The sequence below is a fragment of the Polaribacter irgensii 23-P genome (genome assembly GCF_000153225.1).
Taxonomy (GTDB): Bacteria; Bacteroidota; Bacteroidia; order Flavobacteriales; family Flavobacteriaceae; genus Polaribacter; species Polaribacter irgensii.
The window spans coordinates 1,067,961-1,081,111 of the sequence record NZ_CH724148.1 but is presented as its reverse complement, the minus strand read 5'-3'; the positions used below and the strand labels follow the sequence as shown (position 1 = coordinate 1,081,111).

At 35.4% G+C, this 13,151-nt stretch carries 12 protein-coding genes; 1 reads left to right on the top strand and 11 read right to left on the bottom strand.

Annotation, left to right across the window (positions count from 1 at the left end):
* Position 1: 1 nt before the first annotated feature.
* Together trhA and PI23P_RS04845 are read right to left on the bottom strand one after the other, a co-directional pair.
* Positions 2-643 (bottom strand): PAQR family membrane homeostasis protein TrhA, encoded by a 642-nt coding sequence (trhA, locus tag PI23P_RS04850; protein ID WP_004569633.1) that lies wholly within the window; start codon positions 641-643, stop codon positions 2-4.
* A complete protein-coding gene (locus tag PI23P_RS04845) occupies positions 640-1,215 on the bottom strand; it encodes a lysophospholipid acyltransferase family protein (RefSeq protein ID WP_238299976.1) in 576 nt (191 codons plus the stop codon). The genes trhA and PI23P_RS04845 overlap by 4 nt, the downstream gene beginning before the upstream one ends.
* A 353-nt stretch (positions 1,216-1,568) precedes the next feature.
* Between PI23P_RS04845 and trpS the strand changes: the two genes are divergently transcribed.
* The gene (gene trpS, locus PI23P_RS04840) at positions 1,569-2,537 is read left to right on the top strand and encodes a tryptophan--tRNA ligase (protein ID WP_004569631.1); all 969 of its coding nucleotides are present in this window, start codon (positions 1,569-1,571) and stop codon (positions 2,535-2,537) included.
* Positions 2,538-2,600: 63 nt separating this feature from the next.
* On the opposite strand, the gene PI23P_RS04835 is transcribed toward trpS, so the two are convergent.
* The 9 genes from PI23P_RS04835 to trhO form a co-directional block, all read right to left on the bottom strand.
* Positions 2,601-3,584, bottom strand: coding sequence for a DUF4837 family protein (locus PI23P_RS04835; RefSeq protein WP_081439182.1), 984 nt, complete (start codon positions 3,582-3,584; stop codon positions 2,601-2,603).
* A gap of 106 nt (positions 3,585-3,690) precedes the next feature.
* Positions 3,691-4,956, bottom strand: a complete 1,266-nt coding sequence (locus PI23P_RS04830) for a lytic transglycosylase domain-containing protein (protein WP_004569628.1) — start codon at positions 4,954-4,956, stop codon at positions 3,691-3,693.
* 69 nt (positions 4,957-5,025) lie between these two features.
* On the bottom strand, positions 5,026-5,787 hold the full coding sequence (locus PI23P_RS04825; RefSeq protein WP_004569627.1) for an exodeoxyribonuclease III: 762 nt from the start codon (positions 5,785-5,787) through the stop codon (positions 5,026-5,028).
* Between the two features lie 498 nt (positions 5,788-6,285).
* Positions 6,286-6,942 carry a 3-oxoacid CoA-transferase subunit B gene (locus PI23P_RS04810; RefSeq protein WP_004569624.1) on the bottom strand — a complete coding sequence of 219 codons (657 nt, stop codon included), beginning with the start codon at positions 6,940-6,942 and terminating at the stop codon, positions 6,286-6,288.
* Between the two features lie 2 nt (positions 6,943-6,944).
* Positions 6,945-7,646 carry a CoA transferase subunit A gene (locus PI23P_RS04805; protein ID WP_004569623.1) on the bottom strand — a complete coding sequence of 234 codons (702 nt, stop codon included), beginning with the start codon at positions 7,644-7,646 and terminating at the stop codon, positions 6,945-6,947.
* 61 nt (positions 7,647-7,707) lie between these two features.
* Entirely contained in the window at positions 7,708-9,996 is a 2,289-nt protein-coding gene (locus PI23P_RS04800; protein WP_004569622.1) for a penicillin-binding protein 1A, read from the bottom strand.
* A complete protein-coding gene (locus tag PI23P_RS04795; protein WP_081439181.1) occupies positions 9,996-10,496 on the bottom strand; it encodes a gliding motility lipoprotein GldH in 501 nt (166 codons plus the stop codon). The genes PI23P_RS04800 and PI23P_RS04795 overlap by 1 nt, the downstream gene beginning before the upstream one ends.
* Positions 10,474-11,862, bottom strand: coding sequence for a PSP1 domain-containing protein (locus PI23P_RS04790; RefSeq protein WP_004569620.1), 1,389 nt, complete (start codon positions 11,860-11,862; stop codon positions 10,474-10,476). Before PI23P_RS04790 ends, PI23P_RS04795 begins: the two co-directional genes overlap by 23 nt.
* Before the next feature lie 232 nt (positions 11,863-12,094).
* Positions 12,095-13,135 (bottom strand): oxygen-dependent tRNA uridine(34) hydroxylase TrhO, encoded by a 1,041-nt coding sequence (gene trhO, locus PI23P_RS04785; protein WP_018941894.1) that lies wholly within the window; start codon positions 13,133-13,135, stop codon positions 12,095-12,097.
* Between the last annotated feature and the right edge of the window lie 16 nt (positions 13,136-13,151).

The following is a 13,151-nucleotide window of genomic DNA, read 5'->3' as shown; positions in this document are numbered from 1 at the left end:
CCTATAACATATAATAAATACCTAAAAAGTGACTGAAACTGCCCAAAAGAACAAAAACATGAAATATTGCATGGTTGTATGGTAATTTCCGAAGCATATAAAAAGCAGCACCTACACTATAAAAAACACCCCCAAGAACTAGTAAACGCAAACTAAAAGAAGAAAGATTTTCCATAAGTGGTTTCGCAAAGAAAACTACTTGCCATCCCATTAACAAGTACATCGCCGTTGATAGCTTGTCATATTTGCCGGTAAAAAATAGCTTTAAGACAATTCCAATCAAGGCAAAAAGCCACACAAAAATGAACATATAAGAACCAAAATCACCCGCCAACCCCACAAGGCAAAAAGGAGAATAACTGCCCGCTATAAGCACATAAATTGCCGAATGATCAAAAACATTTAATTTTCTTCTCCTTTTTGGATCCGTTGCTGCATGGTAAAAGGTAGATGCCGCATAAAGTATAATAAGGCTAAGGCCATAAACTATAAAACTTGCAGGCTTCCAAAACCCTTCAAAATTAGAACTCTGTAGGACTAAAAAAGGAAAGGCAATAACACTCAGTCCCAAGCCAAAAGCATGCGTCCAAACGTTTAATTTCTCTTCGAAAATAGTGTAGGTATGATTTAATTTTTCACTCATATTTTCCTGTTGGTATCTTTCATATATTTCACGTCGTTTTGCAAGTCTTTTTGCAGTAGTTCAAAAGTTTTATCCATTAATTTCTGCGTGTCCTGCTGAACGTTCATCCCCTTTGTATCTATTAAAGCATGCTGATGGACTCTTAGCGTTCCCAAACTCCCTTTAAAAACATCCCAAGAAAAAAAACGTTTGCAATCATAATAAACTTGAGGCACAATTGGAATTTGAAATTCGATGGCCAAACTAAAAGCACCTTTCTTAAATGGTGCTAAAACAACCTCTTCTGAAGGGACCAAACCTTCAGGAAAAATAGCCATGCTCAGACCATTCTGCAATCGCTTTTTTGCTATTTCAAAAACGCGCTTTCTGCTCATTTCGCAAGACCTATCTACCATAATTACAGTACGCTTGTAAAAAAAGCCAAAGATAGGAATCCTTGCGAATTCTTTTTTACCCACAAATACTATCGGACTTTTACTTAGTGCAATTAATACAAAAGGATCCAACAAAGATCCATGGTTTGGACAATACATATAACTTTTATTTGGGTCTATGTTTTGATCTGCGTTCAAATTTAATCGAAACCCCATTCCATAAATTAATATTCTAGAAAGTATTCTTACAAACCTCCAAAAAACATGATATTGTTTTTCATGGAAAGAAAAAATCAATAAAAAAGGAAAAAAAAGCAGCAAAAAAGCAAATATCAAAATATAAAACCAGAGGCGCCAAATTAATAATAAAGGGATTTTGTGAATTTTCATAAAAGACAAAAATACTAATATTCTTTTTGTGTATTGATCTTACTTATCAAAACCTTATTTTTACGATCGCAAACGATTTTTGTAACTCACGCGCTCTTTAATTTGTAACCACAAAGATGCCTTTGAAACATTTATTCTAATTTTAAAAATTAAAAAATACAATGTCAAGAATTTTAACAGGCGTGCAAAGTACTGGAACGCCGCACTTAGGCAACTTACTAGGCGCTATTTTGCCCGCAATAGCAATGGCCAACGACCCAGAAAATGAAGCCTATCTATTTATTGCAGACATGCACTCTTTGACCCAGATTAAGGATGGAAAAGAATTAAAAGAAAATACTTACAGCACTGCAGCAACTTGGCTTGCCTGCGGATTAGATATTCATAAAACTGTTTTTTACAGACAAAGCGACATCCCGCAAACAGCAGAACTAACTTGGTATTTAAGTTGTTATTTTCCCTTTCAAAGACTGACATTAGCACATAGCTTTAAAGACAAAGCAGACCGGCTAGAAGACGTAAACGCGGGGCTATTTACATATCCTATGTTAATGGCTGCAGATATCTTGTTATATGACGCAGAAATTGTTCCTGTTGGAAAAGATCAATTACAACATTTAGAAATCACAAGAGACGTTGCAAATAGAATAAACAATTTACTGGGGGAAACTTTTGTTTTACCACAAGCAAAGATTCAAGAGCACACAAAATTAGTTCCAGGAACGGATGGTGAAAAAATGAGTAAGTCTAGAGAAAATACGATCAATATTTTTCTTAATGACAAAAAATTACGCAAACAAATTATGGGTATTAAAACCGATAGTTTGGCTTTAGAAGACCCAAAAAATCCGGAGACCGACACTATTTTTTCTTTATATAAATTACTAGCTTCCGCTACTCAGGTTGCAGCAATGAGTGCAAATTATAAAGGGGGAAATTATGGCTATGGTCATGCAAAACAAGCGTTATATGAACTTATTATTACAGAGTTTAAAACAGTTAGAGAGCGCTACCACCATTTTATGGAAAACAAACATGAAATAGACACCGCATTAAATCTGGGTGCAGAAAAAGCAAGAATTACTGCAAATTCGGTGATGAAAAGAATTCGAGGAAAAATAGGATACTAAAAAGATTTAAAACAAAAAAACCACCTATTTAAGGTGGTGTTTTTGTTTTAAAGAGGATTCTATTTATTGAATCTTCATTGATTTCGCAATTGCTTCCAACTCGAAAAGAGAGGCCCTTTTATTTACAGACGGTGCATAGGTAAATCCCTCAAAAACAACAATTCTATTATGCTTCTTGTCCACAACAAAATAGCTTACAAACGGACCTGCCATAAAATCATTCTTTACCTCCCATTTCCCCCTTGTTTCAAAAGCTTTTTTACCATCTACAACTGTTTCCAATGTTTGCGGTGTATATGCTTCTTCCGTAGTCATATACATTGTTTCTGCATCAGATCCAGGAATGTGTTTCTTACCAATCGCATTTCTAATCGGTATAATATTTTCTGACACTTTGGACTCCTCTTCTAACGGAATTGAATACACGAGAATGTTATTACTTCCTGTTTTTGCGATACCACTTGTCAAATGCTGTCTTAGCCATAAAAAATCTCCAGTATCCTTTACCGTCTTAAATTCTTCTGGAATGGTAAAAGAGACCCCTATTTCCTCTAATGTTTTCAATTGAGACAGCGCTAATTGCTTCGCTTTAAAAATATTCTGAGTCATTAAAATATCTGAAGAAATATAAGCTGATATAATTTCATTTTTATATTCATTAAAAACCTTTATAATACTTGCGTCATCTGTACCGTAGACATAGATGATCGTTTGAGGCTTTGCATACACGTTTTTTTTGATATAAAAATCTTCTTTCTCGCCCTCACCAATGATTAGAATATTTCTCGAAATGTTGGTCATACTTCCAAAAGCATTGGGTGCAATTTGTGAAACAGACAACGTAGGTTCTGGTTGTGGCAAACCAACAACCAATTCACCAAAAGCACTTCTAATTGCAGTTCCTAAGTCTCCAGTCCAATCACTTGCCTTTGTAACTACCATGACTTTGTTTAGTTTGCCTAGAGAGGTTCTCAGCACAAATTTATCTGTTCCAACACAAGAATTAAATAGGAACGCGATACCAAATATTGCTATTATTTTTTTCATGATTTGTTTTTTTATAGGATCTAGTACTCCAAATATTATTCCACTTTTAATTTTAAAGCAACGTTTCTAAAATAAAATCAACTTATTGTTAGTGATAAGAAGGTACTCAAAATTTCTTTGGATAAATACTCAAACGCTGGCCAATTTTTAACCGATTCGATTTCATTCTATTCCATCTCTTAATATCACGCACCCTTACCCCATACTTATTTGCAATTTTTCCAAGAAAGTCGCCACTTCTTACCTTGTAACGAATCCGCTTATCCATCTCAAAATACTTCGGTAAAGGCTTTTCTCTTTTCGCAGCTTCTTCTCGCGCTAACTCATAAATAGCAGTTTCGTTTTCTAAAAAAGCGAAAGAATTATTTCTCGGCAAGCGAATGGTGTACTTTTTTCCCGCAACAAAGGGAATGATCGCTAATTTATATGCAGGGTTTAAAAATTCTATTAATGCAGTACTTATTCCTGTTTTTTCAGAAACCTGATCAAAACTTATTGTCTTTTTTACCTGAATGGTATCCGTTTCAAAAAAACGAATTTGTGGAGCCTCTGGAATCAAATTATGCGCTTCTTGGTATTCAAACAAGTACATCGTTGCATAGAACGCAGGAACATAACTTGCCGTTTCTCTCGGTAAAAAAGGTCGAATATTCCAATAATTTCGATACCCACCAGAACGTTTTATCGCCTTTGCAACATTTCCAGGACCTGAATTATAGGCCGCTAAAGCCAAATCCCAATCTCCGAAAATGGTGTAGAGATTCAACAAGTACTTGCATGCAGCGATGGTTGCCTTTACAGGGTCTTGTCGCTCATCTACATACGAACTCACTTTTAATTTGTATTGCACCCCAGTAGGATACATAAACTGCCACAATCCGGTTGCGCCTGCGCCAGATTTTGCAGTTGGATTTAAGCCAGACTCAACAATTGCGAGATATTTCATTTCCAAAGGAATATCATACTGATCTAAATATTTTTCAAATAGTGGAAAATAATAGACCGCCCTTGCCATCAATGCAGGGTAATATTTTTTCTGATGCTTTAAATACGACTTTATAACACGCTCTAATATTGGATTGTAGGCAATATTAAATGGAGTTTTTGTATTTATCTTTTGCAACCTTTCCTTTAAAAGTTCTGTTGACAATGCAACATTGACAGCACCCTTTTCCTCTGAATCCTGTACTACATAACTTCTGGTTTTATAGAGGGGAGATCTGTACTTTGTGTCTAATAACAAACTATCTATTAATGCAATGTCATAGTCTGAAAATAGTGCTGCTTGTACTGCTTTTTTTTCGGGCAGCTCCTCTGGAACTTGCCCAAAAATAGGCCCTGCAAAAAATAGTAATAAAATTATTTTTTTCAAATTGTTTTAATTTTTAATACTAAAAAAAGATATTTTCTAAAGTACTGACATTTTTATAGCTCCTACTTCTTATAGGTTCAATTCTACTACAATTGGGCAATGGTCTGAATGTTTTGCTTCTGATAAAATATAAGCTCTCGAAATATGCGCTTTCAATGCTGATGAAACCATTGCATAATCAAGACGCCAACCTTTATTATTAGCCCTCGCATTGGCTCTATAACTCCACCACGAATATGCTTGTACATCTTGGTTTAAATACCGAAAACTATCCACAAATCCGCTTTTAATGAAATCGCTCATCCACGTTCTTTCTTCCGGTAAAAAACCAGAAACACCTTTCATTTTAGGATTGTGTATGTCCATTTCTTCATGGCAAATATTATAATCACCGCAAACCACTAAATTCGGAATTTCTTTTTTCAAATTGTTGATGTACTCCTGAATTTCATCCATATAATTCAATTTAAAATTAAGCCTGTCTAAATTTGTTCCCGAGGGAAGATACATACTCATCACGGAAACTGCATCAAAGTCAACGCGTAGATTTCGACCTTCAAAATCCATCGTTTCTATTCCAGTACCATATTCCACGTGGTTTGGTTTTTCCTTACAAAGCACTGCAACAGAAGCGTAGCCTTTTTTTTGAGCAGAGAACCAGTAATGATAGGGATATCCAGCATTTTCAAACTCAGACAAGTCTAACTGATCTTTATGCGCTTTAGTTTCTTGAATGCAAAGTACATCTGGATTCGCTACCTGCAACCAATCTAAAAATCCTTTTTTTAATGCTGCTCTAATTCCGTTTACATTGTATGATATTATTTTCATTGTATTCTCTTTTACTTATTTCTACATGGCAAACATGCTATATTTATACTTTATTGTCAATCACTTTTTTAAAAAACAACCCTCTTATCTGCCCCTGTTCTCCACTATTCTTATCAATTATTTTTACTTTTGGAGACAAAATATAGGCCAAAATTGTTGTTATAACTAGCTGTAGAGATACGCTATTAAAAACATTAACGCTTTTAAAAAACAGAAAAAAGCTAGCAAATAGGATTGGATACATTAAAAAGTATATTTTCTTAAATAACTTCATGCTACTTCACGCTCTTTTTTAAAAATAACCAAGTAACCTGCGTTTCAGTTCTATGTTGTTTTTTAATTTTGGTGAGCCGTGGCGAAAAAAGATAAGCTGCGCCAATGTTCACCGAAATTGTATAAAAATTGGGGTCATAGTCTAAAATTTTATAGATAACTAAACCAAAAAAAAGAATGAATACTGGAAATAAAAAAGGAATAAACGGTTTTATTCTCATCACACTAAAGGGTCATTTCAGGAATTTCACCCTTTACAATTAAGGTGGCTTCTGTTGCTTCTTGAATCTCTTGAACAGAAACTCCAGGAGCTCTTTCTATTAAGTGAAACTGATGGTCTTTAACTTCTAAAACAGCTAAATTTGTAACCACCTTTGTAACGCAGCCTACACCAGTTAAAGGCAACGAACATCTTTTTAAAATCTTAGAATCACCATGTTTATTCGTATGCATCATTGCCACAATAATATTTTCTGCAGACGCTACTAAATCCATTGCACCCCCCATCCCTTTCACCATTTTTCCAGGTATTTTCCAATTGGCAATATCTCCATTTTCTGCAACTTCCATGGCACCAAGTATGGTTAAATCTACATGTTTCCCGCGAATCATCGCAAAACTCATTGCCGAATCAAAAAAACTGGCACCTGGCAATGTCGTAATTGTTTGTTTTCCTGCATTTATAATATCCGCATCTTCTTCTCCATCAAAAGGAAAAGGTCCCATTCCTAACACCCCGTTTTCAGACTGAAACTCTACTTCAATATCATCTCTTACATAGTTTGCTACTAGCGTTGGAATTCCGATTCCTAAATTTACGTAAAAGCCATCTTGAACCTCTTGAGCAATTCTTTTTGCAATGCCAATTTTATCTAAAGCCATACCTATTTTTTTTGTCTTACCGTTCGTTGTTCAATTCTTTTCTCATACCCTTCGCCTTGAAAAATACGTTGTACAAATATTCCTGGAACATGAACATTGTCAGGGTCCAAAACACCAACAGCGACCATTTCCTCTACCTCTGCAACTGTAATTGTAGCTGCACCACACATATTTGGATTGAAATTTCTTGAAGTCCCTTTAAAAATTAAATTTCCTGCAGCATCTCCTTTCCATGCTTTTATAAAAGCAAAATCGGCTTTATAAGCAGCCTCTAAAACGTACATTTTACCGTCAAACTCCCTTGTTTCTTTTCCCTCCGCTACTTCTGTTCCATATCCTGCTGGAGTATAAAAAGCTGGAAACCCTGCTTGTGCTGCTCTGCATTTTTCTGCCAAAGTTCCCTGTGGTGTCAATTCTACCTCTAATTCTCCTGACAGCATTTGTCTTTCAAATTCGTCATTTTCACCAACATAAGAAGAAATCATTTTTTTGACTTGTTTGTTTTGTAATAATAATCCCAATCCAAAATTATCAACCCCCGCATTATTAGAAATGCAAGTAATTTCTCTCACGTTTAGTTTCACTAACTCTGAAATTGCATTTTCTGGAATTCCACACAGACCGAAACCACCGAGCATAAAAGTCATTTCACTTTGAACGCCAACTAAGGCCTCTTCCACGTTGTTTACTTTTTTGTTAATCATCTTATTTTTTTTATGACTTGAATTATACTTCAGTTTACGACTAAAAAAATTCTAATAACTGTTAAAAATCTGTATCCTCTTTTGGAAGTAATTTTTTAATCTTTTCTCCCTCTTCGTCCTCTAAAACTGTTTTCTCATCGCAATTTATATTGATAGACAAATTTTCTGGCTTTATAAAATCTTCCTCACTAATTTTAAGCGTTTTATCGGCATAACATTTTTTCATATATAGTGCCCAAGAGGGCAAAGACATCGTCGCCCCTTGTCCTTTTCCAATTCCTTCAAAATGGGTTGCTCTGTCTTCTCCACCCGTCCACACTCCCGTGGCTAGATTAGGTACCATTCCCATAAACCAACCATCAGATTGATTTTGACTGGTTCCTGTTTTACCGGCTATTGCGTTTTTAAATTCATAGGGATATCCAGTAACATAGCCCGGTTTTTCCCAAGGTAAACGCAAACGAATCCCGGAGCCAGATTGTGTAACACCTTCTAATAAATTTAAAATTACATAAGCTATTTCTTCACTCAAAACCTCTTCTGTCCTTGGTATGAATTCTTCTAAAATCGTTCCGTTCTTATCTTCAATTCTAGTAATAATCATAGGCGCTACACGCAAACCCCTATTGGCAAAAGTAGAATATGCACTCACCATTTCTAAAAGAGATAATTCTACTGCTCCTAAAGCAATTGAAGGGTTTGCAGGAATATAACTCTCTATCCCTGCCGCTTTCGCCAATCGGACTACATTTTCTGGAGACACCATATCTATCAATCTTGCAGACATTGTATTTACAGAACCGGCCAATCCTTCTTTTAAGGTCAACATTCCTCCATACTTTTCCCCAGAATTCTTGGGCATCCATTCTTCTGGAATTCCGTATTTCCCTTTGGGTATCGTATACGGGATATTGGGAAAGGTTTGACAAGGAGATAACTTTAACTGGTTAATCGCTGTTGCATATACAAAGGGCTTAAAAGTAGAGCCTACCTGTCTTTTTTGCTGCGCAACTGCATCGAATTTAAAACTTTGATAATCAATACCGCCCACCCATGCTTTAATATGTCCTGTTTGTGGCTCTAAAGAAAGTAAACCAGAACGTAAGAAGTATTTATAATATCGAATAGAATCATTTGGCGACATGATGGTATCTAAATCTCCTTTATAAGAAAAGACGGTCATTTTTGTCTTCTTTTTAAAGACGGCATCTATATATTTATTTGATTTTCCAGCATTTTTTAAACGCTTGTATCTGTCAGAATTTTTCTTAGCTCTTTCTATAATTCTAGAAATCTCACTTTTATCAAGGTCATAAAAAGGAGCTGTTTTGTTGCCTTTTTGTTCTTCAAAGAAATACTGTTGCAAATTAGACATGTGTTCATCTATAGCCTCTTCTGCATATTTTTGCATTCTAGAATCTATGGTTACATAAATTTTCAAACCGTCTTTAAAAATATTATATTGTTCTCCGTTTGGTTTTGGATGTTCTTCTACCCAAGTCCGCATCAACTTTTGCAGATGCCCTCTAAAGTAAGTTGCAGAACCGTCTTTATGACTTTCTTGATTAATATTTAAACCTAGATCTAGTTTTTGTATCGAATCTTTTTCAGCAACTGTAATAAAATTGTTACGTGCCATTTGTTTTAACACCACATTTCTTCGCTGTTTTACTTTTGCCTCTCTTCTTAAAGGATTAAAATAAGAAGCGTTTTTTAACATTCCCACCAGCATCGCCGCTTGTTCTATGTCCAACTCTTTCGGCTCTTTCCCAAAATAAATCCGTGCCGCAGAACGAATTCCTACAGCCCTATTTATAAAGTCGTATTTATTTAAATACATGGCAATAATTTCGTCTTTGGTGTATTGCTTTTCTAGCTTTGTGGCTACAACCCATTCTTTTAATTTTTGAAGAACCCTTGGTCCAAAGCTTCTAGCTGCCCGCCCTGTGAATAAATTTTTGGCTAATTGCTGCGTTATTGTGCTTGCACCACCACTTCCTGGTTTTAAAATTGCTCTTGCGGTTCCTTTAAAATCAATGCCAGAATGTTCATAAAAACGTTCATCTTCTGTGGCAACAACAGCATTTACCAAGTTGATCGGTAATTCTTTAAATTTTATAGGTGTTCTGTTTTCTGTCGCATACGTGCCAATCGTTTTTCCGTCGATAGAAATAACTTCTGTGGCTAAGTTGGTTTGCGGGTTTTCTAATTCTTCAAAAGAGGGCAATACCTCAAAAGGGTCCCAGGCGGTGTAGAGAAATAACACTAAAACAAGTGTAAAACCTCCTAAAATAATTCCCCAAAACCATTGTATGTATTTTTTAAAATCTGGTTTTTTTTTCGTTGCCATTATTCGTTTATTTTTTCAATACTAAAACCAACCTCTTGCACTCCTTTTAAAAACTCCATCGCATAAACGTTGCCATTTCTTCTCATGGCATGTCTTATCTCTAAAGAATATGTACCTAACAAAGGGAAAATATTGTGCTCTTTATAAAACAGTTTATTTTCTTTTACTTCTGAAAAACCCGCCCCTAAAAATTTTCCTAAAGCGTCTGCCATTTCATACTGTAGAGTATCAATCACAACGCTATTATCAGGGCGTTTTAATGCCGTTATCAAGAACAAGTTACTAAACTCATACGCACTATTATTTCTAATATTGATAAATAAGTCTTTCGGAACGATAGTATCCTTTACTTTAAAACTGAAGACCAAGCGATCTTCAGTTTTCCAAGCACTATTTTCTAATGTTTTATATTCATTAAATTCAGAATGATCACCGCAAGAAATCATCAAACTCGAAATCAAAAAAAAGACGAGCCACTTATTTTTCTGAATCGCTTCCATTTTTTGGAGTGTTGTTATTTCGATTTCTATTGTTATTTCTTCTCGGTTTGTTTGGTTTTTTTTCTTCTCCTGAAGCCTTACTTGCTCCAGAATCTGCATTTGGCTTCGGCCTTGATTTTGGTCGACTTTGCTGTTGAGACCTACTTTGTTGGCTCGCTTGTATCGGTTTTCTAGCGTGTGACTTTTGCCCCCCTCCACTGGCATCTGCGCTTACCGATTTATTCTTGTTGTTATTTTTATTCCTTCTTCGTTTGTTTGTTTTTGGCGCATCAAAACGAGTTAAACTGTCTTGCCCAACGGCATCTTCAAAATCTACCTTAACTGGCACTTCAACATCAGACTCATACTCTTCTAAGGATGCAGATTTTTCATTATTTTTATTGAGTTCTACAATTTCTAAAACCTGTGACAATGTCAAACGAAACCACTTAAAACGCTCTTCTTTATAGGTATACCACAAATGATTTTTAAAGATATCCATCTTTATAAAAACAGCTTCTCCTTTTTCTGTCTTTAAAACTAAATCTTGCTTTGGAAAAGACTTTAAAGCATCCAAATACGTATCTAACTCAAAATTTAGACAGCATTTCAACTTGCCACACTGGCCCGCTAATTTTAAAGGATTTAATGAGAGCTGCTGATAGCGCGCAGCCGACGTTGTTACTTTCCTAAAATCTGTCAACCATGTAGAACAACACAATTCTCTTCCACAAGAACCTACACCCCCTAATCGGGCCGCTTCTTGTCTTGCTCCTACTTGTTTCATTTCAATACGAATAGAAAATGCACTTGCAAAATCTCTAATTAATTGCCTAAAGTCTACTCTTGTTTCTGCCGTATAGTAAAAAATTGCTTTGTTCCCGTCTCCTTGATACTCCACATCTGACAGTTTCATTTGTAAGCCCAAGCGGCCTAATATTTCCCTACCTCTTTTTTGAGTTTCCTCTTCTTTAGCTCTCGATTGTTGCCAAATATCAATGTCTCTTTGTGATGCCTTTCTATAAATTTTCTTTACATCTTCGTGGTCTTCAGTAATTTTGCGTTTTTTCATTTGCACTCTTACCAACTCTCCCGCTAAAGAAACAGTTCCAATATCATGTCCAGGAGAACCCTCTACCGCTACAATATCTCCCATTGTAATCGTTAAATTTTCTGGGTTTTTATAAAAATGTTTCCGCCCGTTTTTAAAACGGACTTCAAAAATATTGAATCGTTCTTGACCGCTTGGCAATGTCATATTTGACAACCAATCAAAAACCGCCAGTTTATTACTACCACTCCCGCAGGAACCTGACCCACAATTACCGTTACTTTTACAACCTTTTGGTACGCCATTTTCTGTTGTACCACAACTTCCACATGCCATATAATTATATTTTAATATAGTCGATTGGTCGCTGTTTGTAATTAGTGCATTGCAACTAAAAGCGAACAACTTATAACTAATCGCTATTTTGGGTTCATAATTTATTTGTGGAGTCGCTACAAAAAAGCAACTTCACAAAGTCTAATCAGCGAATATATGAAATCCGAGTGAGAAGTAAAAGGGATTTTTTAAACAAAAACCAGCTTAAAAATGAGAAATTTTATTTTTAATTTTAGGAGAACTTCTTCTTAAACTTTAAAACTGCACTTCGCCCTTTCTTGAAAGTTTCGCCTGTAATTTCTTTACCTCTTCGCAATTCTTTTTGCACTTCAGAAGATAATTGAATTACATCCTGGCATTCTTCAGAGCAAGTATTATTTTTCGCCTCAGAACATTCGTCGCACTGAATAAATAACAAATGACAACCGTCGTTTGCACAATTAGTATGCGTATCACAAGGCACACCGCATTGATGACAGCTAGCAACTACATCTTCTGTAATTTTCTCTGCTCTTCGTTGGTCGAATACAAAGTTTTTACCAATAAACTTATTTTCGATTCCTTCTGCTTGCACTTGTCGTGTATATTCAATGATCCCACCTTCCAATTGAAAAACATTCTTAAATCCTTTATGCTTATAATATGCCGAGGCTTTTTCACAACGAATACCACCTGTACAGTACATCAATAAATTCTTATCCTCTTTGTTATTTTTCAAATCTTGCTCAATAACATCTAAAGAATCTCTAAACGTATCAACATCCGGTGTTACTGCTCCTTCAAAATAACCAATTTCACTTTCATAATGGTTTCTCATGTCCACACAAACCGTATCAGGATGTGCCAACATCGCATTGAATTCCGTTGCATTTAAATGCACTCCTCTATTGGTGACATCAAAAGTTTCATCTTTCAAACCATCTGCAACAATTTTATTTTTTACTTTAATCTTCAGCTTTAAGAACGATTTATTATCATGCGCTAGCGCAACATTCAATCGGATATCTCTTAAAAAAGAAATACTATCTAACTGATTTTTTAAAGCATGTAAGTTTTCAGAAGGCACTGATAATTGTGCATTTATACCTTCAAAAGAAACATAAATTCTTCCTAAAATATCTAAAGCGTTCCACTCTAAAAATAATTTATCTCTAAATAATTGTGGAGTCTCTATCTTAAAGTACTGATAGAAGGATACTGTAATGCGATCTTTACCAGCTTCATCTATTAAAGCAGCGCGCTCAAAGCCGCTTAACTTATTGTATAGTTGCATGCGATACCTATTGGTT